Consider the following 22330-nt stretch of genomic DNA (forward strand, 5'->3'; position numbering starts at 1 on the left):
CCCGTAGGGTCAGTGTCGGGAGGAATGCGGAAGTTATGATAGAACCATGACCCAAGTCCTGACCGTCTCCTGCAAGCTCAAGGTGTCTCAGTCGCAAGCCGCAAAGTTGGATGCGACAACGGATGCCTTTGTGCAGGCGTTGAACTGGGTCAACCAAAACACACCAGAAAAAGTAGTCAACGCAGTCAAACTCCAGTCCCTTTGCTATTACCAGATTCGCGCTCGGTTTGGCTTGTCCAGTAACTTGACTCAGCAGGTCTGCAGACGGCTGGCCGGTGCCCGTAAAGTTGCCCGACAGAAAAACCGTCCGGTCAAAGCGTTCAAGAGAGGCTTTGCGACCTACGATGCCCGTATCTTTTCGTTTCGCGAGAAAGACTGGACGGTGTCGCTGACCACGGTTGGGGGTCGAGAGCGCTTTGAACTAGCCATTGGCAACTACCAGCGTGGGATGCTGGCTGGTTCTAACCCCAAATCGGCCACCCTAGTCCAGCGGAAGGACGGCTCCTACTACATCCAGATTTGCGTAGAGAAAAACCCGCCCAAGCAACAAGATACCGACAGGGTAATCGGGGTGGACTTGGGCAGGACGGATATCGCCCATACGTCAGACGGGGACAATTGGAATGGACAGCAGTTGAACAGAGTCCGAGACCACTACTCCAAGCTGAGGGCGGCACTCCAACGCAAAGCCAGTAAGGGCACCCGCAGTTCGCGGCGCAGATGCAGAGAACTGTTGCAACGGCTGTCTGGCAAGGAGAGGCGCTTTCAGGCGTGGGTCAATCATCGCATCTCCAAAGCTATTGTCTCTAGGGCAAAAGCTACCAACAGCGCTATTGCTCTGGAAGACTTGACAGGGATTCGGGAAAGGGTCAATCAACAGCCACGCAGCAAAGCCGAGCGGCGTAGGACCAACAGTTGGGCGTTCTACCAACTACGTCAGTTTCTGGAGTACAAGGCTCTGCGTGCGGGGGTTGCTCTGATTCTTGTGCCGCCTGCCTACACGTCGCAGACCTGCCACCGGTGTTTGCACATTCATCCCGACCCTGAGCAATCCTACCGCAGTGGGAAGCAGTTTAAGTGTGGACACTGTGGATGGGAAGGGGATGCGGATTTGAATGGTGCGAATGTGATTGCGCTTTTGGGGGCTGTCGTAAACCAGCCTAGAGGTTCGTGGTTGGCTTGCCAACTGCAGGGCTACCGAAAGCCCGCCCTGTACTGCGAAGCAGTCAGGGTCGGGTAGTTTACATGGTTCCCGGTGCCGTTGTCTTCTCTGAGATGCGATCTCCTCAGCCAGGTATTCTCGATCCAAGTCGCTCCCATTGGCCGGGGGCCAAGAGCTGGGCTTGCTCCTGTGTCCAGAGGTATAAATGGTTTCGTAGAGGGTGTTCATCCCGGTGAGGTCTGCGCAAATCTCCCAGCAAGCCGATGGGTACACCTGCACAGCCAAGATGGGATCCTAGATTCACAGTCTTCCCCAGAACTCCAGATGACAACTCCCCCCGAAAAGCCTGATCCCAAAATGAAATCGGGATCCCTGCCCTCTGCCCTGCGATCCGGGCTGAACATTGCCCTGTTCCTATTCTTGGTGGTGCTGGTTTCCTACTTGGGTCTTAACTTCGTGCTGGCCTTGGTGGACAAGCTCAGGTGACCACTCCGTAAGCCGATCCCCCGGCGTCACCCCGTTGCTGCCGGCCCAGATTTGCCGATAGCCCTTTGTCGCCAAGGGCAGGAAAGATACACTGGATTTACAGGACTTAACACCTTCTCTCAGTTGCCCCCTTGCCACCATGAGCCCCCTCTTTTGGTTGAGGCTGCCCTCTTTCTCCTGGCCTTCGCCGGGATCCCTTAAGCTTTATTCCAGATCCTACTCTGGATCTCAACCAGGGCCGACCCTAGCCCGCCGGGATCCTTCCTGGAAGCGTTGGCTGCGCTATCTTTATCTGCGCCTGTTGCGGCTGCAATCGTCGCCAAAAGAAATTGCCCGTGGCTTGGCGGTAGGGGTTTTTGCCGGCTGTTTCCCCATCTTCGGCTTTCAAACGTTGGCCGCTCTGGTGTTGGCTGTTCCGTTTCGGGGCAACAAGCTGGCGGCGGCGGCAGGGACCTGGGTGAGTAATCCCTTCACCTATGTGCCCATCTATGCGTTTAACTACCAGGTGGGGGAATGGCTGCTGGGATCCCGAACTGTCCTTCCCACCACAGAGCTGGTGGCGGCCACCTGGCAAAACTGGATGCAGTGGGGCTTGGAGATGTCGGGCACGCTGTTTGTCGGCTGTGCGTTTGTCGGTTTTTGGGGATCCCTCGTCAGCTATTTTCTGGGGCTGTGGTTGGTGCAGCGGATTCGTCGGCGGCAGAAAATGGCCGGCAGGGGTCTGTGAATGGGCGCAAGGCGATTCAGAATCCCAACTGAGAACCCAATCCTGGACAGTCTGCAGGTGCAGAGATCCATCCGTTTTCACAGAGCTTTTCACAGATAAGGTCTCATGATGGAAGACATGCGAGCGTTGTTGACAGACCTCAGCCGTCGCTCCCAGCGATGGGGGGAGCAGTTGGGATCCGCTTTGCAGACGGGTATGAACCAGCTCACGCAAGCCCCTCAGCCCATTGTGTTGCTCTCTTCGCGGGAACTGGAGAAAATGCGGCGGGCTTGTCGCCTGGCGGCAGATCTGCTCAAGCACTTGGAGCCGATGGTGCAGCCAGGGGTCACCACCCAAGAGCTCAACGACGAGGCCGAGCGATGGACGCGGGCGCATGGGGCCAGAAGCGCCCCTTTGGGCTACCATGGCTTTCCCAAGTCCATCTGCACCAGCGTCAACCACGTGGTCTGCCACGGCATTCCCAGCCCCAAGCAGATCCTGCGAGAAGGCGACATCATCAACATCGATGTCACCCCGGTTTTGGATGGCTACCACGGCGATACGTCCAAAACCTTCTTTGTCGGACAGCCTTCTGAGCGGGCGCGGCGCTTGGTGGAGGTGACCGAAGAATGTCTGCGGCGGGGCATTGCTGCCGTCAAGCCGGGGGGGAGAGTCGGCGACATTGGCGCTGCCATCCAAGAATATGCCGAGGCCCAGGGCTACAGCGTGGTGCGCGATTTTGTCGGGCATGGGGTGGGACGGCAATTCCACACTGCTCCCCAGATCCCCCACTACGGCGAACGGGGAAAAGGGGAGAAACTCCGCCCCGGCATGGTGTTCACCATCGAGCCGATGATCAACGAGGGCACCTGGGAGGTGAAGGTGCTCTCCGACGGGTGGACGGCGGTCACTTTGGATGGCAAGCTCTCGGCCCAATTTGAACATACGGTCGCCGTTACCGAAACCGGTGTAGAGATCTTGACCCTGCCTTCCCAAAGCCCCTGAGCCGATCATGAACAGCGCCCCCGCTCTCCGCCTGCGCCTCTCCTCCGAGAACCTGCTGCTGCTGCTGGCGGCGGCAGTGGGGTTGGGCACGGGGCTGTTGGTGGTTGGATTTCGCTACTTGATTGGCTGGTGGCGCTATCTGCTGCAGGACACCCTCGTGGATGGCCTCGGCAGGGCTGCAGAACACTATGGCCTGTGGCTGCTGGGATCCTGGCCGCTGGCTTTGGCGCCGGTGTTGGGGGGCCTGCTGATCGGCGCTTTGGGGGCAGTTGTGCCCTTTCCCAACTTGAGCCTCTCCAGCTTGGTGAGTCCTGCTCGTCCTTTGGCACTTCAGCCCTGGTGGATCCCGCTCAAGCTCTTGGCGGCTGCCATCTCGTTGGGCGCGGGAGCTTCCCTTGGCCCTGAGGCCCCTAGTGTGGAAAGTGGCGCTTTGCTGGGATCCCTGCTGGGGCAAAACCTACGCCTCTCGCGGGAGCGGGTGCAACTGTTGATGGCTGCCGGAGCAGCGGCTGGCCTGGCGGCAGGGTTTAACGCGCCCATTGCCGGGGTGTTTTTGGCGCTGGAGCTGGCTTTGGCCCGCACCTTCACCACTTCTGCCGTCAGTGTGGTGGTGTTGGCGGCGGTGGTCTCCGCCTTGATCGCCCAGGTGGGGTTGGGGGCACAACCCGCTTTTCTTTTGCCCACCATCACCCAGCCGGCTTTTGTCTTGCCGGACTACGAGCTCCACAGCTTGCTGGAGGTACCTCTGTATCTCGGCTTGGGCTTTTTGGCCAGCCTGGTTTCTATGGCCTTCAGCTACACCCTGGAGTGGGGCAAGCACCTGTTCAACAGTGGCCCCCTGGCGGCTTGGCCGGCTTGGAGCAAGCCCATTTTGGGGGGCGGGATCCTGGGCTGCGCGGGCTTGGGGATCCCATTGGCGTTGGGGGTGGGCTATGAAACCATTGAGTCGATTCTGCAGGCCGTTCCCTTTTCTCTTGGCCATCTGGGCCTGCTCCTATTGGGCAAGCTGTTGCTGAGCGCTTTGAGCCTGGGCAGCGGCTTTGTGGGGGGAACCTTTGCCCCGGCTTTGTTCATGGGGGCAGTGCTGGGGGCAGGCTACGGTCAGGTGCTATCTCAAGCTTTGCCCTTGATTGCCTTGTCTCCCCCTGCTGCCTACGCCATGGTGGGCATGGCGGCGGTGTTGGCGGCCAGCGTGCGGGCTCCACTAACGGCCATCTTGCTGCTGTTTGAGATGACGCGGGACTATCACATTGCGCTGCCGGTGATGGCGGCAGTGGGTTTGAGCATCTGGCTGACGGAGCAGTTGCATTCGCCGGCCATCTACCCTTCCGCCCGTCGCTATCGCCACGCAACGCTTGACGGAGTCCTTGGGCAGGAGCCTAGAGAGCTGACGGTGCAAGAGGTGATGGTGCCCCCATCTCTTTTGCTTCGGCAAGACACACCGCTGCGAGAAGCTCTGGAGAGTTTGCTGCAGCAGAAGTGCCATAGCGCGTTGGTGGTGGACGGACAGGAGCGGCTGCGGGGCATTCTCACCCTGGAAGATCTGGAGCGGGCCTTGGCCCATAAGGAGGCGGCGGAGTTGGCGGAGCTAACCGTACAGGAGGTCAGCCAATCTCCGGTTCTCACCACCTTCCCCGATGAGGCGGTAGCAGTGGCAGCCGAGCCGATGTACGAATACGATTTGCGCCAATTGCCGGTGGTCTCGCGGGAAGACCCGGAGCAGATCGTCGGCCTGTTGGATCGAGAGCGGGTGCTGCTCTCCCAAGAGATTCAATCGGTGCGGCAAGCCCTGGAGTTGGAAGTTCCCCCAGCAGAGAGAGACGCCGGCAGGAACGGACAAGAGGGGATCCCAGATGCTTCTACTGCGCCCGCAGAATAGAGCCCTGCTGTCGGGATCAACGCTGCCGCCCAGAAGGGCAGGTGGGACGCAGCGGGCAGCGGCCACATTCGGGCATGCGGGCCTTGCAAATGCGCTTGCCCAGCCGGACAAAGTTGACGTGCAGGGAATAGGCTTTGCCTCTAGGGATCTGAGGGGAAAGCTGAGCAAAAGTGTCGTCGGGATGTTTGGCCCGCACCAAGCCCAGACGGTTGGCCACTCGATGCACATGGGTATCCACCGGGCAGAGATCCCGACCCAGCCCGAACAACAACACACAGGTGGCGGTCTTCAGCCCTACCCCTTTTAACGAGAGCAGAAAGTCGAGGGCGCCGGCGTCGTCCAGGTCGCGCAGAAAGTCGAGGCTCAGGGATCCCTGTCGTTCTTGAATGGCGGCCAAGATCTCCTGAATGCGGGCTGCTTTAAGGTGGGCCAAGCCGCCGGAGCGGATCACCTGGGCCAGATCTGCCGGATCGGCAGCCAAGACCGCTTCCCAAGAGGGAAAGGCGGCTTTGAGGGCGCGGAAGGCACGGCTGCTGTTGGTGTCAGTGGTGTTCTGGGAAAGGATCGTGCCCACCAACTCGTCCAGGAGATCCGGGTGAGGGGAAAGGCCATTGGGAGCCCGCTGGGGGATCCCGAAGCACTGTTCTAGCCGCATCAACAGCGATTCCATCCTGTCGGCGGGCGGGAGTTCCGCCAGCAGGGCAGGGGGCTCCGCTGCTTGAGCGGGCGCAGGCGGGCAGTGGGAAAGGCTGTCCAATCTTGGCTGTACCACGGCTTAACGGGCAGAACTCTGGCGGATTTCCTGCAACAGGCGGGCAAGAACCTTGCTGGCATTGGGAGGAGCTGTGGCCTGCAAGCGAGCGGCCATTTGGGCAACCACCTGCGGCTGGGCCAACCAGGTCAACACCGTTTGCCGCAGCAAGTCCAGATTCTCTTCGGATTCTCGCATGACCACCCCCCCACCGCGCCCCACAAAGGCCAGAGCATTCTGATACTGATGATCCTCAGCAGCAAAGGGATAGGGGATCAAAATGGCCGGGGTGGCGGTGGTCAGCAACTCCGCCAGGCTCATGGCTCCGGCGCGGCTAATGGCAAAGTTGGCCCGCTGCAACAAGGCAGCTACATCTCGACGGAAAGGAAAGGGCCGGTAGCGGGGATGGCTGGGGATCCTGGCTTCCGGATCTTGAGCTTCGCTGCCGCCGGTCAAATGCACAATCCAGGCCCCCGCCTCCAACCAAGCTGGGGCACAGGCGGCCACCATGCGGTTGAGGCCCCGCGCCCCCTGGCTACCCCCCATGACCACAATGAGGGGATCCCCGTCGGGAATGGGGAGGTCGGCAGGGAAAGGCTGGGGCGTGTAGAACTCGGCCCGCACTGGCGTGCCCACCACTTGGGCGGCCACCCCTGGCAAATGCTCTGCCGTCTCCGCCATGCCCAGCGCCACCACCTGACAAAATCTCCCCAGCCAACGGGTCACTTTGCCCGGGATCCGATTGGACTCGTGCAGCAACACCGGTACCCCCAGCGAGCGGGCGGCCAAAATGGCCGGAGCGGCAATGTACCCACCGGTGGTCAGGACAATATCAAACCGTCCCGACATAAGGAGTCGGCGCACTTGTAGGGTCGCACGGGCCAGTTGGGCCAAGGCCTGCAGCCTGTGGAGAGGGGATCCCTGCCAGCCCGACATGACGACCCGGTGCAAGGGATACCGCTCCCGCACCAGCTTCCCTTCCATGCGATCCGGCACCCCCAGCCATTCAATCTGCCAGTCGGGCAACTGCTCGGCAACGGCCAAGGCCGGAAAAATGTGGCCACCAGTGCCGCTGGCAGCAACCAGCAGCCGAGGGCGTGAAGCTGGATCCTTGGCGCGTATATCCACCCGTGTGCCGATTAGGGATCCCTAAGATCTGATCTAGATCTTCAGGAGTTGTTGGAGCTGACATAGCGCAAGAGGGTGCCCCGTTGCCCCAGAATAAACCCTTGCTCGGGGCCAAAAAACTCAATACTGTAGAAGTTGGCGGGGATGTTGCTGAGTTTCTTGGCCTGCTCCCAGGTTTTGCCACCGTCAGGGCTGTGGATCAGGGTAGCGCCACCCCCCACCACCCACAGGTCGTGGTCGTTCTGGTAGGCGGCATTGAGGTAGCCAAAGCTGAGGGCCCGCCCTGGACGCAGCGGTGACGACCACTGGCCGGAGGTGAAGTCATCGGTAAAGGCGATCTCCGCCCCTTGGTTCAATTTCCAAGCGCTGCCGTGGGGGCCAAAGCCCATGTTTTGAATGCGGCGGGAGCTTTCTCGCGGATAGGGCTTCCAGGCGCGGCTTTCTGGGGTGTACAGAAAGTAGAAGCTGCCCCGCGACGACACCGCCAGATATTCGCCTTCAGGGCCGCGGGCAATGTTTTTGATGGCCCCAATCGGCTCATCCACTTGGGCATGCCAGGTCTGACCGCCATCTTCGGTGCGGTAGATGGCCCCCACATTGGTCACCATTTCGGCGGCGCCAGGGCCCAGAGCCTGGATCAAGAGCGGCTCCCCTGGCAGTTGGTTGTTAAGGCGAATGGAAGTCCAGTCGGATCCCTCGTTTAGGGTGTGGAGGAGGATCTTCGGCTGCCCGGCCACCCAGCCTTCTGCCCCAGCAAAGCTAATGGAGGCCAGGTAGGCTTCCGGCTCCAGACCCGGCAGCTCCCGCACCTGCCAGTGCAGACCCCCATCGCGGGATTCCAGCAGCGTCGCCTTGTCTCCCACCAACCAGCCATGGGAAGGGGTGGTGCCGGTGAAGGCAATGTCCAGCAGAATGTTCTGGGTGGGCACTTCCACCTGCTGCCAGGGCACCACCCGCATGTTGGGCATCCGCGCCGCCATTAGCAGCACCGAGACAGCAATCAGCAGCACCAGCCTCAGGGGTTTGAACATCTTGACCCTCACTCGACGAAATAGAAACTCATCAAAAATAAAAATCCCAGCGCCAATCCCAAAAAGATCAGCAGGTTCTTTTGAGCAGGGGTCATCACGTTCACCCCCAGGCCGTAGCGCAAGTTCTCTTGAAAACCGGAAGGCTTGCCCTTGGCACCCACTGCTTGGAACAAGCGCTTGTCGGCTCGGCACACCGGACATTTCCAATCGGCTGGCAATTCCTCAAACGGCACGCCCGCCGGGATCCGATTAAGCTGATCCCCCTTGGCCGGTTCGTAAACATAGCCACAAGAACGACATTCGTAGCGCTGCATCCGCAGGGGATCGCTGAGCTGCGCATCGGTTTCATCTTCTGGCAACTCAATGAGCCTCGGTGTCTTGGGAGAACGGGGTTGAACACCGGGATCCGGTTGCGAGCCATTCATGGTCAGGGAGCCATCCGCATCGTCGATCCTATTATGAGAGGAATTGTTACAAAAATCTACTCAGACCCTTTCTTGTTGCTCAGGGGGATCCCGCGCCAGCTCAGAGTGATGGGCAGATTCCGCTGCTCTTGGAGAGGCTGATCTGGTGGACACAGGGATCCACCAGGGGGATCCTATGTTATGTTTTGGCTATCCTGCCCTCAGTGTTGTGCAAGCGGGTGCCTTTCATGACCACGCCCCCTCGCCGACCAGCCCTCAATCACGTGCTCATCGTCAAGGATCGTCATGGGCCAAAAGCCTACTGGTTGACGGCTGAGCTCTACTCCTTAGGCCGGGATCCACGCAACAGCATTCGCATCGACTCCCAGTACGCCTCTCGCTACCACGCCATTTTGGTTAAGACAGAGTCTCCCTCTTCTCCCGATGGGTTTACCTACCAAATCATTGACGGAGACATTCAGGGCACCCCCAGCACCAACGGCCTTTACGTGGGCGGGCAACGGGTGGAATTTCGGGATCTGGAGGACGGGGACGAAATTCAGTTTGGCAACGATGCCACCGCTACCTACTCGCTGCAGAACAAAGATCTGGATGAAATTCTGGCTACCTTTGAAAACACCCAGATCGTTGAGCTCTGAGAGGCTGCTTTCCCTGTTGAGTTTTGGCCTGTGGGGGATCCCCCTGTCCCCACGTGGGTTGAGGGGTTAACCGGCGCTCGGAGAAGGGATCCCGTCGCCGTATTTTCGGGATCGCTTGCTGGTAAACTGTGTCATACAAAAAAACGAAAGCTGGGATCCCTGCTGTTCTTCCACATATTCCTTGGGCTTTCTGCTTGCGGGATCCCTTCCTTCTGTTGTCTCTAAGGGAGGATCCATCTTGCGCCCCATCCTCATTGCCGGCAACTGGAAAATGCACAAGACTCAGGCTGAGGCTCGCGAGTTTCTGCGAGAGTTGGGCCTGGCTTTACGGTCATCGCCGTCAGGGTCAGCATCCCAGCGGCAGATCATCCTATGTGTGCCCTTTACAGACCTGGCGGTGGTGGCAGAGCAAAGCCGCGGATCCGACATAGCCGTGGGGGCACAAAATCTGCATTGGGAGGATCAGGGGGCCTTTACCGGGGAAATTTCCGGCCCCATGCTGGCGGAATTGGGGGTGCGCTATGTCATCGTCGGCCACAGCGAACGGCGGCAGTACTTCGGCGAGACGGACGAAACCGTCAATCGGCGTCTGGCAGCCGCCCAGCGGCACGGCCTTACCCCCATCCTTTGTGTGGGAGAAAGCCAGCAGCAGCGGGAGCAAGGCTTGACCGAGTCTTGGATTGTGGGGCAGTTGGATCGCGCCTTGCAAGGGATCGATCTGGAGAACTTGGTGATTGCCTATGAGCCAATTTGGGCCATCGGCACCGGCCAGACTTGTGCAGCTCAAGAGGCCAACCGGGTCATCGGCTTGATCCGGCAACACCTGGGCAATGCCCAACTGCCCATTTTGTATGGCGGCTCGGTGAAGGCCGGCAACATCGATGAGCTGATGGCCCAGCCTGAGATCGACGGCGTGTTGGTGGGAGGGGCCAGCCTAGACCCCCAAGAGTTTGCCCGCATCGTCAACTTTCAGGCCCTAGCCCCCGCCTAGGCCACTAGCGGGATTGTCCCCACAACAGGGCCACCGGGAAGGATTTCAAGACAACGCCCACCGGCAAGGTTTCGCCGGCAGGGATCCTTTCCTGGGTTAGCCCGTTCACCCAGTCCAGCCGCTTCCAACGCGGCAGATGAATTTCGGTATCTGCCCAAACGGATTCTCCCAGAGGATCTTGGGTTTCGTCGATCAACTTTGTCAGGAAACGCGGCACCGCCGTGAGCAATACCTGCTTGCCGTGCTGACGGGCAAAAGCCACAACATGGTCAGCATGGGATCCGCTGATTTGCAGAGGAATGTAGCTGCCCTCGAGAAACAATTGGGGCTGTTCCTGGCGGGCCTTGAGCACATGATGAATCAGAAACAGCTTAATGCGTCCGTCGCTGCGGTGTAGTAGCAAATCCGCAATGAGTTGGAGAGGATCCTGTTTAACCCGCCGTTGAATTTCTTCTAGATAGGCGAGGCGACGGGAAAAATCCACAGGCCGACGATTGTCGGGATCCACCATGCTCAAATCCCACAGTTCCGTGCCTTGGTAAATATCCGGGATCCCAGGGCTGGTGAGCTTGATCAGCGTCTGCGAGAGAGAATTAAAAATGCCAAAGTGGGCAACTTTCCGTTGGAAAGGCAAAAAGGACTCCAAAAAGGGGTTAGGGCCTTGAAGGATCCGTTCGATAAAGGCGGTAGTGGCTTCTTCGTACTCGGTATCGGGGCGAAGCCAAGCGGTGTGGACCTTAGCTTCCCGCACTGCTTTGATGGCATAATCTTTGACCCGCTGTACGAACTGGGGTACCTCTTCCGGTTGGAAGGGATAAGAGCCGAGCAATGTCTGGTAGAGCAAATACTCGTCATTGCGATCCGGCAGTTCCGAGCGCTTAGCTTGTTTGCTGCGGACTTTGTAGCCGAGGTTCAGCTCATGCCAAAGGTTGATGTGCTTTTCCCACTCGGCGGGGATTTCAGAAAGCACATTCAGCCGGGCCCGCACATCTTCGCCACGCTTGGTGTCGTGGGTAGCAGAAGCATTCATGGACAGAGGCCACCGAGCTGCCCGCTCTTGATTAAAGCGGTGAAACTCTTGCACCGAAAGGCCAAAGCGACAGGGATCCCCGCCAACTTCATTGAGAGATAAAAGGCGGTTGTACACATAAAAAGCAGTATCTTCTACCCCTTTGGCCATGAGAGGGCCAGCCAACTGCTGCAAGCGCATGGCAAAATGGATCTGCTCATTTTTCTCCTGGTCTGATAAATTTTCCAGAGACTCCAGGCAGAGAAAGCGCTGAATAAAATTCAGCTCATTCACCAAAACGGGCAGGTTCTCCTTGGCCTTCTCCACGGCTTGACAAATTACCTGTTGACCTTCTGGACTGAGGATCCCTTCGTGGATATAGACGCGGTAGACCGGAAAGCACACCAAAACTTCTACCAAAGCTCGACGTAAACTGTAGAGGGTAAAGTCATTGGCATAGCGATGGTGGCTGGTGATCTGTTTGAGCAAAAAAGCAAGGTTATCCATATCTCCTGACAGGTTGCGCTCGATGATCAGGCGTTTTTTATCTTCGATAACCTGCTCTGGGGAATGCCGTAGATTTGTGAAATTTTGATAGAGAGAGTCAAAAGCCTCTGCATTTTCTTCTTGACAAAAGATGCCGTTGAGCTTAGCTAAAAAATCATAGCCCGTTGTGCCCTGAACCGGCCAGCTTTGGGGCAGACTTTCATTAGCCTCTAGTATTTTTTCTACTACGATGTAGAGATTTGGGCAGCGTTCCCGCAGGCGATGGAGATACTCTTCGGGATTGAACAACCCATCGATATGATCGATGCGCAAACCATTAAATCGTCCCTGTTCTGCAAGCTTAAAGATAAGCTGATGGGTTTTGCGAAACACTTCGCGATCTTCTACCCGCAGTGAGATCAGCTCGTTAATGGTAAAGAAACGACGATAATTGATCTCCTCAGCACCCACCTTCCAGAAGGAAAGGCGAAAATTTTGCCGCGCCAGAAGACTATCCAGCAGGTCAAAGCTTGACGGATCCCCTGGCTTGCCGTTAAAGATGGCAATGTTCTCGTCAAAAAAGCTCTGGATAGGTTGGCTAGACGTGTAGAGTTCCCACAAAGAATGCTTGGCAAAGCTAATTTGATCGGTGCGCTCTAGGAGATCTTCCTTGCTGGGAATGAATTTCAGGCTGAAGAGGATCCCGAGCAACTTGACGTAGTCGGGGTGGCTCCGCCCCAATTTTCGCCGCAGTTTGCTCAGGTTGTAGGTAAAAACATCGGCATAGGTGTCAATATTGAGGGGGAACCTCAAGTTGTAGTAGTTAATACTTAGGCCATCGGCATCATAACGAAGCTGGATTTGACCCGACTCCAAACATTTGTCGTAGAAATCTCCCAAGAAAGGGGCTAAGATTCTGCCTTTGATCCCCAGGTAAGAGTGATTCCAATTCACATCAAAGTAGTCAACAAAATCTGAGTTGGGGCCACTCTCCAGAACGTCCATAAGCATCTGGTTTTGGCCATCGTAGGCCATGTGATTGGGCACAATGTCCTGGATCCAGCCTATTCCCTGCTGATTGAGGGCTTCCCACAAGAGCTCAAACTTTTCGCTTCCCCCCAATTCCTGATTAATTTGCCTGGGATCCACCACGTCGTAGCCGTGGGTGCTGCCTTTGCGGGCTTGGAAGATGGGAGAGGCATACAAGTCACTGATGCCCAGCAACTTCAGGTAGGGAACAATCTGTCGTGCTGCGTCGAAGTCAAACCCAGCATGAAACTGAATGCGATAGGTGGAAGTCGGGATCCGCATGATGACCTTAGAACAATGACAAAGAAGCCGAGCTTGCCAACGGCATAGGGTCAAGAGAACAGATGTATCTAGGGTAGCGGCTAAGATCAAGGAGTCCTGCAGGGGAGAGGCGAGGTTAGTGAACTTGTCAAGGCCACAGAGGAGCGCTTCACCCCCGGTAAGGGGGCCGGCAAGGATGGCGAGGTGGGCAGGGATCCTGCTCGTGGGTGGGCTGATGGGGAGTTGGCGGAGTGAGGCAACCTGGGCAGAAAGCGAGTTTCGGGTGGGGAGTGAGCTGGTTTTGACCCTGCGCACCCCCGATGCCCCCGCTCGCCTCCGTCTGCTGAAGCAACGGTTGGAAGAGATTTTGCTACAGGCCAGCAGCCCTCAGGTGCAGGTCAGTCTGGATATCCCCAGTCCCAATCCCTCGACGACCGGCAGCGGGGATCCCCCAGCTCAAGCCGCTCGGATTCTTTTGAACCAGCAACTGCTGTTGGAGGTAACTCCAGCCGATGCAGAGGCTCATGCTGCTCCCCAACCGGCAGATCTGGCAAGGATCTGGGCGGATCGCCTGCAAACGGTGTTCAACCAGGAATCCAGTCGGCAGCAACTGTTTTTGGGATTGGGGCTGCCCCCGCACTTGACCTGGCAAGGGCGACTCTATCGCCGCGCTGAGCGTGCTGCCGCCGATACTGGGCGCTTTGTTACCGATGGCACTCGCATTCAAGATCATGTGGTCTATTGGGAGATCCCCTCTGGAGAAAACCCGTTTGATTTTACTGACAAGCCGACCCTGCCGGATCCGCCGCCGGAGCGGCTATTTTTGTTGAATCGCCACCGCCAGTTTGTGCCCTACGAGTTGTAACCGAAGTCCTTTCTCCCTCTGTTGTCTATTGTCTATGTCGTCCATTCAACGAGAACCTCGCATTCTGTTGGGCCTGCGGGCCGACCAATTTCGTCATCCCGTGGATCTGCAAGCCACCCGCTCTCTGCAGCAAGTGCCGGGGCTGGGCCTGCTGATTCAAAATTGGCTTGGCTCAACGGCAGGACAGATATTTTATCTGGACAACATTGCTTCTAGTATCCAAATTAACGAGCATCAGTTGCCGGAAATTCATCAGCTTTTGGTGCAGGCCTGTCGCATCTTGGATCTGGAGGTGCCCCAGCTCTACGTGCGGCAGAACCCCACGCCCAATGCTTACACCTTTGCCATGCAGGGGAAAAAGCCCTTCATTGTCTTGCACAGCTCTCTGCTGGATCTGTTGGAGCCGCCGGAAATTCAGGCCGTGATCGCTCATGAGTTGGGCCACTTGAAGTGCAATCACGGGGTCTACTTGACGATGGCCAACATTCTCATGCTCTCCACCAGCTTGCTCCCCTTCGGGGGGTTGTTTTATCAGGCGTTGCAGGATCAACTGATGCACTGGCTGCGGTGTGCCGAGTTTACCTGTGACCGGGCGGCGCTGTTGGTAGCCCAAGATGCCAAGACGGTGATCTCGGTGTTGATGAAATTGTGTGGGGGATCCCCGCAATTGGCCTCCAAGCTGAACGTGGACGCCTTTTTGGAGCAGGCCCGTACTTACGACGAGCTGGACGGGGATCTGTGGCAGATGGAGCTGAAGCAGATGCAAACGGTGGGGCGCACCCATCCGCTGCCGGTGCTGCGGGCCAGAGAAATCGAGCGTTGGTTCCGCAGCAACACCTATCAGCAGATCCTGGAGCTCCAGGGATTGGGCTCCGCACCGCGGACGTCAACGGCTGCTTCGTAAACTACCCGACTCCGACCGCTAAAGCAGTACAGAGCGGGCTTTTAGTAGCCCTGCAGTTGGCAAGCCAACCACGAGCCTCTGGGGTGGTTTACAGCACCCCCAATCGACCGTTACCAGTGCCTTAAACAACCGTTTCTGGTGTCCGCAGTACAATTATAACCATGGAGGCGGACTTTCCTCTCGACACTGATCCTACCGGTACAGCACGGGGCTCCTGCGATTTCTAGCTGAGTGCTCAAGATGGATCCCTCTCATGTGCCCCTGGGTTTGCCGCTCATCTTGGGGGAGGTGCTTTTCGACTGCTTCCCCACCGAGGTTGTGCTGGGTGGGGCGGCTTTGAATGTGGCTTGGAACCTCAAGGGGCTGGGATCCGATCCCCTCTTGCTCAGTCGTGTTGGCCAAGACGAGGCCGCCAGAGAGCTGCTGGGGGCCTTGCGACGGCAGGGGCTGCGCCTGGAGGGTCTGCAGCAGGATTCTGTTCACCCCACCGGCAAGGTTCAAGTAACCCTGGATGAGCAAGGGATCCCCACCTTCGCCATCTTGCCCGACCAAGCCTACGACTACATCCAGTTGGATATCGGGGCTCTGCAAGCTCTCCAGCCCAGCCTGCTCTACCGGGGCAGCTTGGCAGCCCGCCGGGAGGCAGCCCATCGCCACTTTCAAGAGGGGATCCCCGCTTTGGGCTGTCCCGTGTTTCTGGATCTCAACCTGCGGGATCCCTGGTGGCATCCAGACGCCATCCAGGAGATGCTGCGCACCTGTGATTGGCTGAAGCTGAACCAGACAGAGCTGGAGCAAGTGGCCCAACTGGAAGGGATCCCTGCCGGAGACGTGCTGGAGCAAGGGCAGATCCTACAGGCCCACCTGAACCTGAAAGGTCTATTTTTGACTCTGGGGGCGGCAGGCGCGCTGCTGATCACCCCTGCTCAGGTCTATCGGGCCGACCCGGTTCCTGCGCCTCAGATGGTGGATACGGTGGGGGCGGGAGATGCGTTTAGCGCCGTAGCCATCCTGGGACTATTGCGGGGATGGCCGGAGGCGATTCTGGTGCAACGGGCCGTGCAATTTGCGGCGGCCATCTGCGGGATCCCGGGGGGAGCGCCTGCGGATCCGGAGTTTTACCGGCCCTTCTGGCAGGCATGGGAGATCCAGGAGATCCAGAGGCCAAGGGTTCAATGAAACTGGCGCAGGTGAAACTGGGCGTAGCGACCCCCTTTGCCCAGCAATTCTCGGTGATTTCCCTGCTCCAGCAATTGCCCCTGCTCCAAGACGAAAATGCGGTGGGCAGTGCGTACCGTCGAGAGGCGGTGGGCAATCACAAAAACGGTACAGCGTTGCATCAGCCGTTGCAGCGCTTCCTGCACCAACGCTTCCGACTCGTTGTCCAAAGCCGAGGTGGCCTCGTCCAGGATCAAGATCTTGGGGTTGAGGAGCACGGCGCGGGCAATGGCCAGCCGTTGCCGTTGTCCACCGGAGAGGGTGACCCCCCGTTCTCCCACGCGGGTGGCGTAGCCATCGGGCAAGCTCTCGATAAAGGTGTCGATGTTGGCCACCTGGGCCGCCTGGCGTACCGCTTCCAGGTCAAAATGCTCTTGTCCGTAGGCGATGTTGCTGGCAATGGTTCCCGAAAACAGGGTGATCTCCTGCGGCACAATGCCGATCTGCCGGCGCAGGCTCTTGAGGGTGACGGTGCGGATGTCGATGCCGTCGATGCGGATGCAGCCCTGCTGGGGATCGTAAAAGCGGGGAATCAGGCTCACCAGGGTGGATTTGCCGGCGCCGGAGGATCCCACCAAGGCCACGATCTCGCCGGGAGACACCTGAAAGCTGATCTGTTTGAGCACCGGCTGATCCGGTTTGTAGGCAAAGGAAACTTGGTCGAACTCCACCCAACCCTGAATGGGAGGCATGGGGCGGGCCCCGGGCAGCTCCCGGATTTGGGAGCGGGTGTTTAGCAGCTCGAAAATCCGCTCCACCGAAGCCTCACCCTGTTTCAGCTCGCTGTAGTTGTTGGTGATGTGAACAATAGGGTCGATCAACATGGCAACACCGGCGATAAAGCCGAGAAACTGGCTGCCGGTCAGGTTGCCCTGGCTAATTTGCCAGCCGCCCACCCAAAACACCCCCAACACGCTCATGGCGTACAGAAAACCCACCACCGGGTCTTGAATGGCTCTCATCTGTTCGGTCTGAAACCGGGCCAGGCGGTTGCTTTCGGCAATGGCACTGAAGCGGCGAATTTCGTAGTCCTCAGCCGCAAAGGCGCGAGTGAGGCTGATGCCAGCAAACACTTCAGTCAAGAGGGCGGCCAAATCCGACATCTTCTCTTGGTTGAGGCGGGAGCGAAACAAAAGGCGATCCCCAAACCAACTGATCAAGGCTCCCATCAGGGGGGCTATCAGCAAGGTGGTCAAGGTGAGAATGCCGTTGAGATAGAACAGGTAGGCCACCACCGCCAAGATGGTGAGCACGCTGGGGATGAAGCGATGGAAAAACCGCTGCACCACCTCTCCCACCCGATCCAGATCCCCCGTGAGGCGATAGACCAGATCGCCAGTGCGGCTGCCGGAAAAATAGTCCACATCCAGTGCCTGCAGGTGGGCATAAATCTGTTGGCGCAATTCCAAAACCATTTGCAAGGAGGCCCTCGCCATCAGGGTGTCTTGGCCATATTGGAAAGCGCCGCGCACCAAGAAAAACACCACCCCAATCAAGGCCAGCATCCGCAATTGCCCCAGATCCCCGGCACCAATGGAGCGGGCCACCCACTCGATCAAGTAGGCGAGGGCGGGCATGGTTAGCACAAAGCCAAGGGTGCAGGTCAGCCCCAGCAACAACATCCACAGATGGGGCCGAATGAAGGGAATGAGACGGCGATAGCTGCGACCTGGATGCACAAATCACAAACCAGAAGGGCCTCTGACCCAACCAGCTTACAGGATAGCGTTGCGGACTGCTGCCGGGATCCCTGAAACTGGCCGGTAGAGCTGAAAGCCGCTGCGACCCTTTTCTTTGACCTGGTAGAGGGCCAAGTCGGCATGGTGCAAAAGGGTAGATGCCTCCACTCCGTCTTGGGGGTAGAGGGCGACGCCAATGCTGCAGGTCACGGAAAGGGAATGGCCCTCGCAGGAGAAGGGAGTTTGAAAGGCATCGACAATCCGCTGAGCCAGACGCGCTGCCACTGTGGGGCTGCCAATTCGGGGCAGCAGCAGGGTAAACTCATCCCCTCCCCAGCGGGCGACGATATCTCCAGGGCGAACGCACTTGGTTAGCCGTTCGGCTACCCCCTGCAACAGGGCATCGCCGACACCGTGGCCGAAGGTATCGTTAATGTCTTTGAAGTGATCCAAATCCACAAAGAAGAGGGCCAGTGATTCACTGTAGTATTGCTGCAGGGCCTGCTGCAGCCGCTCTCGAAAGCCTTCGCGGTTCACCAAACCTGTCAGGGCATCATGATGAGCGCGAAACTCCATGTAGGCTAAGCTCTGCTTTTGGGCGGTGATGTCTTCGCAGATGCCTTCATAGCCGAGGATGTTTCCGGCTTTATCTTTAACCAAACGGGCTTTTTCTCGGACCCAGATGATCGAGCCATCCCGCCGCCGCAGCCGATACTCAAAACCGCGCACGGATCCCTGTTCCTGCAATAGCCGCACAAATTCTTCCCACTGGCTGGGATCCACATAGAGCTGCCGCTTGCCCGCCTCTTTCGCTTCGCGCATCAATTCTTCGGGGGAGCTGTAGCCGCAGATCTGGGCCAGCATCGGGTTGGCGGAGAGATACCGACCTGCCGCATCGGTGAAAAAAATGCCCTCTACCGCATTCTCGAAAAAATTGCGATAGCGCTCCTCAGCCTGGCGCAGCTCCTCTTCCACTTGCCGGCGCTCCGAGATCTCGAGGGCCAGAGACACCAAATCCGCCAGGGATCCGGCGAAGTTTTGCTCTTCTAAGGTCCAGTGGCGAGGGGAGCCAATGTGCTCGTGGCAGAGAACACCCACCATCCGTCCTTCCAGTCGAATGGGGGCATCCAGCATCGAGACCACTCCCATTGCTGTCAGGTAGGAATTGCCGAACTCGGCGGTGCGGGGATCCGCCACCACTTGGTCGGCGGCAATGGTGCGCTCTTGCTCCAGGGCTTGAAAATAACGGGGATAGTCTTTGGCCCAAATCTCCGCCCCTTGAGTATGGGATCCCTCGGGGTTGTCTGGGGTGATCTCGAATTGATTGATGCAGCGAATGCTGGAGCGCTCCGACGTGTAGAGCCAGACCCCCACCCGTGCCACCCCCAGGGTATGGGCGGCTGTAGTACAAATCTGTTGCAGAGCAGCTTGTAAGTCTCCTTGGCTGAGGGCTTTGTGCCGGGTGAGCTCCATCAGAGCCCGGTTGTGCTCCAACAGTTGCTTTTGGCTGCGCTGTAGCTGCCACTCCACTTGCTTGCGTGCTGTGATGTCCTGACAGGAGCCGACAATTCGGCTGATTGGCTTGTTCTCCTCAACTACTGGAGAAAGGGTAACGATTAGAACATGGGTCGACTCTGGGTCGGGAGCGGCAGAGGCCGTTAGGCTCAGCTCAAAGCTCACTTGCCGGCCATGGCTGAGGCAGTGTTCGGTGTGCAGTTGAATCTGCGCAGCCAGAGAAGGCGGTAGACAACTCTGGAGCTGATACATTCACGCTGAACTCTCCCGAACATGGTTCAGGAAAGAAGCGATCGCATCCTGCCTATCTCTGAGCAGGAAGGCGGTATCCCGCAAAGCCCTGAGGAATACCCCCCGAGCGCTTTCCCCCTTCACTTCCCGGCAACCGTTGCGGTGGACTCAAGGATCAGGGGGAAACTTGGTCTACTATATCCCTCTCAATGACTTTTGCCAAACCGCCTAAAGCTCAGTAAATTCAGCAAAGTTCAGGGTTTTGGGGGTTAGAGGCATGCTCTTCTCCCTCGATAGGTCGAGAGGAGAGAAAAAACATCCTGCAAAAAGCCGGGTTACCCACCAAAAACCGACAGCGCGGTTGAGGTGAGCCTCTTTCTGGCTCCGGGGGCAGACACTCAAGGACAAACAACCCATCGCTGACGCTCTCGAACATGGTGCGCAGCACAGCCCGTCCCCGAGCCTGTACCGGGCGCCCACGGTACATGACCTGGGGATTCCACAGATCGGCCCGCGTCAGCGCATCATAAACGTTGCCAGCCTAGTCTGGCCCAGCAGTCCCCCTTTTAACCATAGGCTAGAAGTACCCAGTAGATTCGGACAACGGGAAGGAGGAGTCGAAAGAGACGGCTCTGCAGTACGCCCTACCTTTTATAAACATTCATCTTATAAGCATTCACCCTACAGATATCTGCTCATTAATTACAGATTGCTGAAGAAGCGTTTGTATCACTCAGTACAAAAGATCCCAGCGCTGGCACGGGCTTTTGGGTGCTCCGGAGGGGATATTCTTTGAAGCAACTCTTGCAGGTTAATCAAGAACTCTGTCCTGCCGGCGTGAGGAGACCTGCGCTGCCGTTTTCAAGGTTAAACCGCTTCTGGCTCCCGAACTTGTTCTACCCGTACATCGACACGCTTGGGAAGGAACCAGGCTCCTATTAGTTAGAACCGCTCTCATTAGAAAGAACCTCAGCTAGCCCTGGAAAAGGGATCCCTGCCAGACCCAGGATGGCTAATTCCGCGGGCGTGGGATCCCCGATGCATCCAAGGCAAGAGAGGAAGACTGATGGATACAACTCCACCACTCAACCGAGTAACAGCATAGCTCTATTGAGATTAGCTTTCAATAGCGTGCCGGCAAAGTAGGGATCCTCTTTGATAAAGACTTGCATTAAGCTTGAGGAGTCTGGTAGAGTGCTTACCCAAGTAGCAATTGCTAAAGATTTGCAGTTAAGTCTTCTCAGGAGAACAAGCTGCGGAGTGGCAAGCATGGCATGGCAACAGGTTCAGGCGGGGGTGTGGTGTAGGCAGTTGGGGCAATGGGCGCCTCAGTGGTGGCTGGGCTGGAGCCTGGAGCAGGGCTTTCGGCTCTACCGCAAAGAAGTTTCCTCTGCTCTGCCTTCTCTCTCTGCTTTGAGGATTCGCTACCAAGAGCGAGATGGCTGGCTGGACGTGTTTCTGGGAGAAGCGGAGCAATGTAACCGACGACGGCGCAGCCTTTTGGATCCGGCAGCGCGGGTAGCCTTGCACTACATGCCGGAAGATTTAGCTCAGATTCAGTCCCTAAAGTGTCCTCACGAGCGCATTCCTCCGCAGCTTTGGCAGCGGCTAACCCAGCAGCCGGGTTGAGGACTGTTGAAGGTTAGAGGGCTATTTATTGTTTTTATTGTTTCAGATGGATCCAGTCCGCTGCGGCAACCGATCCTGCCTCTTCTCGCCTTTCCAGTTCTTCTGGAGAGCGGTAGCCTGTTTTTTTCTTCCTCTAGGCAGGCTTAAGCTGGAGAACGAAGAGTAGCGGCTGCAGCCATGACTGTTTCTAAGCACCAACCCAAGCAGCGCTCCCAGCAGCAGGTCGAGGGGCTGACTTCTCGCCGCCTTTTGAAGGGATCCATCATCGGCGCCGGCCAGGTAGGCATGGCCTGTGCCTACTCGATGGTAATCCAGAACACTCTGGATGAGCTGGTCCTTCACGACATCGACCGCAACAAGCTGGAAGGGGAAGTGATGGATCTGGTGCACGGGATCCCCTTTGTGGAGCCGACACGGATACGGGCAGGGGAGCTGGCGGATTGTGCCGGATCAGACGTGGTGATTTTGACGGCAGGGGCTAAGCAGCGGCCTGGAGAAACCCGCTTGGATTTGGTGCAGCGCAACGTCGAGATCTTCAAAGGCTTGATCCCGGCCTTGATGGCCCATTGCCCTGACACACTCCTTTTGGTGGTGAGCAATCCCGTTGACATCATGACTTACGTTTCCCTGAAGTTGTCGGGGTTGCCGGCAGGGCAGGTAATTGGGTCGGGGACGGTTTTGGACACAGCCCGCTTTCGCTATCTTTTGGCGGAGCGCCTGGGGGTGGATCCGCGTAGCCTGCACGCCTACATCATCGGCGAACATGGAGATAGCGAGGTGGCCGTTTGGAGCAAGGTGAACATCGCCGGCACCCCGATTGGGGAACTCTCGCCGGACTGGGATCCCGCCTATTTGGGGGATATCTTCGAGCAGGTGCGCAACGCTGCCTACGAGATCATCCGTCGCAAAGGGGCCACCAGCTACGCCATCGGGTTAGGGGTGACGCAAATTGTCCAAGCCCTGCTGCGGGATCAACACCGCGTTTTAACCGTGAGCAGCCTCACCCAAGGGGAGTACGATCTGCCAGAGGTCTGTCTCAGCTTGCCCAGAGTGGTCGGGCGGCAGGGGGTGGAACGCACGCTGGCCATGTCCCTCACCGAGAGCGAGCGCAAGCAGCTGCACCGCTCGGCCCAGATCTTGCGGCAAGTCATCGACAGCATCCGGTGGTAGCCTAGATCTCCTGGACTTTTGTCGCTCCCCTCCAAGCTGGGGGATCCCTTGGTCAGCTAGAAATCGCAGGAGCCCCGCACTGTACCCGTAGGGTCACTGCCGGGAGGAATGCGCTTTGATGAAGTACAATGA

Annotated in this window: 20 protein-coding genes; 12 read left to right on the top strand and 8 right to left on the bottom strand. The window is 57.9% G+C overall.

Annotation, left to right across the window (positions count from 1 at the left end):
* Positions 1-46 precede the first annotated feature (46 nt).
* The 5 genes from ACVW0C_RS05270 (at position 47) to ACVW0C_RS05290 (ending at position 5238) form a co-directional block, all read left to right on the top strand.
* A complete protein-coding gene (locus tag ACVW0C_RS05270; protein WP_457384555.1) occupies positions 47-1240 on the top strand; it encodes an RNA-guided endonuclease InsQ/TnpB family protein in 1194 nt (397 codons plus the stop codon).
* Positions 1241-1486: 246 nt separating this feature from the next.
* A complete protein-coding gene (locus ACVW0C_RS05275) occupies positions 1487-1648 on the top strand; it encodes a hypothetical protein (RefSeq protein ID WP_414352050.1) in 162 nt (53 codons plus the stop codon).
* Between the two features lie 139 nt (positions 1649-1787).
* Complete coding sequence (locus ACVW0C_RS05280) at positions 1788-2375, top strand: DUF2062 domain-containing protein (protein ID WP_011433729.1); 588 nt, start codon at positions 1788-1790, stop codon at positions 2373-2375.
* A gap of 195 nt (positions 2376-2570) precedes the next feature.
* The gene (map, locus tag ACVW0C_RS05285; protein WP_457384586.1) at positions 2571-3359 is read left to right on the top strand and encodes a type I methionyl aminopeptidase; all 789 of its coding nucleotides are present in this window, start codon (positions 2571-2573) and stop codon (positions 3357-3359) included.
* A gap of 7 nt (positions 3360-3366) precedes the next feature.
* A complete protein-coding gene (locus ACVW0C_RS05290; RefSeq protein WP_457384556.1) occupies positions 3367-5238 on the top strand; it encodes a chloride channel protein in 1872 nt (623 codons plus the stop codon).
* Positions 5239-5254: 16 nt separating this feature from the next.
* Here ACVW0C_RS05290 and ACVW0C_RS05295 read toward each other — a convergent pair whose 3' ends face one another.
* The 4 genes from ACVW0C_RS05295 to ACVW0C_RS05310 form a co-directional block, all read right to left on the bottom strand.
* On the bottom strand, positions 5255-5893 hold the full coding sequence (locus tag ACVW0C_RS05295) for an endonuclease III domain-containing protein (RefSeq protein WP_457384557.1): 639 nt from the start codon (positions 5891-5893) through the stop codon (positions 5255-5257).
* A gap of 120 nt (positions 5894-6013) precedes the next feature.
* Positions 6014-7117: an undecaprenyldiphospho-muramoylpentapeptide beta-N-acetylglucosaminyltransferase gene (murG, locus tag ACVW0C_RS05300; protein WP_457384558.1), complete on the bottom strand. Its 1104-nt coding sequence runs from the start codon at positions 7115-7117 to the stop codon at positions 6014-6016.
* Between the two features lie 41 nt (positions 7118-7158).
* The gene (locus ACVW0C_RS05305) at positions 7159-8148 is read right to left on the bottom strand and encodes a photosynthesis system II assembly factor Ycf48 (protein WP_457384559.1); all 990 of its coding nucleotides are present in this window, start codon (positions 8146-8148) and stop codon (positions 7159-7161) included.
* 8 nt (positions 8149-8156) lie between these two features.
* Positions 8157-8462, bottom strand: coding sequence for a rubredoxin (locus tag ACVW0C_RS05310; protein WP_457384587.1), 306 nt, complete (start codon positions 8460-8462; stop codon positions 8157-8159).
* 338 nt (positions 8463-8800) lie between these two features.
* Here ACVW0C_RS05310 and ACVW0C_RS05315 point away from each other — a divergent pair, with 338 nt between their 5' ends.
* Positions 8801-9211 carry an FHA domain-containing protein gene (locus ACVW0C_RS05315; protein ID WP_011433736.1) on the top strand — a complete coding sequence of 137 codons (411 nt, stop codon included), beginning with the start codon at positions 8801-8803 and terminating at the stop codon, positions 9209-9211.
* Positions 9212-9277: 66 nt separating this feature from the next.
* Here ACVW0C_RS05315 and ACVW0C_RS05320 read toward each other — a convergent pair whose 3' ends face one another.
* On the bottom strand, positions 9278-9448 hold the full coding sequence (locus tag ACVW0C_RS05320) for a hypothetical protein (RefSeq protein WP_457384560.1): 171 nt from the start codon (positions 9446-9448) through the stop codon (positions 9278-9280).
* Between the two features lies 1 nt (position 9449).
* Between ACVW0C_RS05320 and tpiA the strand changes: the two genes are divergently transcribed.
* Positions 9450-10202 carry a triose-phosphate isomerase gene (tpiA, locus tag ACVW0C_RS05325; RefSeq protein WP_011433738.1) on the top strand — a complete coding sequence of 251 codons (753 nt, stop codon included), beginning with the start codon at positions 9450-9452 and terminating at the stop codon, positions 10200-10202.
* A 4-nt stretch (positions 10203-10206) separates the two neighbouring features.
* Here the strand turns inward: tpiA and treY are convergent, their stop codons facing one another.
* Positions 10207-13008 (bottom strand): malto-oligosyltrehalose synthase, encoded by a 2802-nt coding sequence (treY, locus tag ACVW0C_RS05330; RefSeq protein WP_457384561.1) that lies wholly within the window; start codon positions 13006-13008, stop codon positions 10207-10209.
* Positions 13009-13183: 175 nt separating this feature from the next.
* Here treY and ACVW0C_RS05335 point away from each other — a divergent pair, with 175 nt between their 5' ends.
* From ACVW0C_RS05335 to ACVW0C_RS05345, 3 genes are all read left to right on the top strand, one after another.
* Complete coding sequence (locus ACVW0C_RS05335) at positions 13184-13852, top strand: hypothetical protein (RefSeq protein ID WP_414332314.1); 669 nt, start codon at positions 13184-13186, stop codon at positions 13850-13852.
* A 34-nt stretch (positions 13853-13886) separates the two neighbouring features.
* On the top strand, positions 13887-14756 hold the full coding sequence (locus ACVW0C_RS05340) for a M48 family metallopeptidase (RefSeq protein WP_011433741.1): 870 nt from the start codon (positions 13887-13889) through the stop codon (positions 14754-14756).
* Between the two features lie 240 nt (positions 14757-14996).
* Entirely contained in the window at positions 14997-15935 is a 939-nt protein-coding gene (locus tag ACVW0C_RS05345; RefSeq protein WP_457384562.1) for a carbohydrate kinase family protein, read from the top strand.
* On the opposite strand, the gene ACVW0C_RS05350 is transcribed toward ACVW0C_RS05345, so the two are convergent.
* On the bottom strand, positions 15929-17653 hold the full coding sequence (locus tag ACVW0C_RS05350) for an ABC transporter ATP-binding protein (RefSeq protein ID WP_414374844.1): 1725 nt from the start codon (positions 17651-17653) through the stop codon (positions 15929-15931). The genes ACVW0C_RS05345 and ACVW0C_RS05350 overlap by 7 nt on opposite strands.
* A gap of 36 nt (positions 17654-17689) precedes the next feature.
* Positions 17690-19420 carry a diguanylate cyclase domain-containing protein gene (locus ACVW0C_RS05355; protein WP_457384563.1) on the bottom strand — a complete coding sequence of 577 codons (1731 nt, stop codon included), beginning with the start codon at positions 19418-19420 and terminating at the stop codon, positions 17690-17692.
* 1248 nt (positions 19421-20668) lie between these two features.
* On the opposite strand from ACVW0C_RS05355, the gene ACVW0C_RS05360 reads away from it, so the two are divergent.
* Positions 20669-21028 (top strand): hypothetical protein, encoded by a 360-nt coding sequence (locus ACVW0C_RS05360; RefSeq protein WP_457384564.1) that lies wholly within the window; start codon positions 20669-20671, stop codon positions 21026-21028.
* Positions 21029-21277: 249 nt separating this feature from the next.
* Entirely contained in the window at positions 21278-22198 is a 921-nt protein-coding gene (locus tag ACVW0C_RS05365; protein WP_011433746.1) for an L-lactate dehydrogenase, read from the top strand.
* Positions 22199-22330 lie beyond the last annotated feature (132 nt).

The organism is Thermostichus sp. OS-CIW-26 (assembly GCF_054058395.1).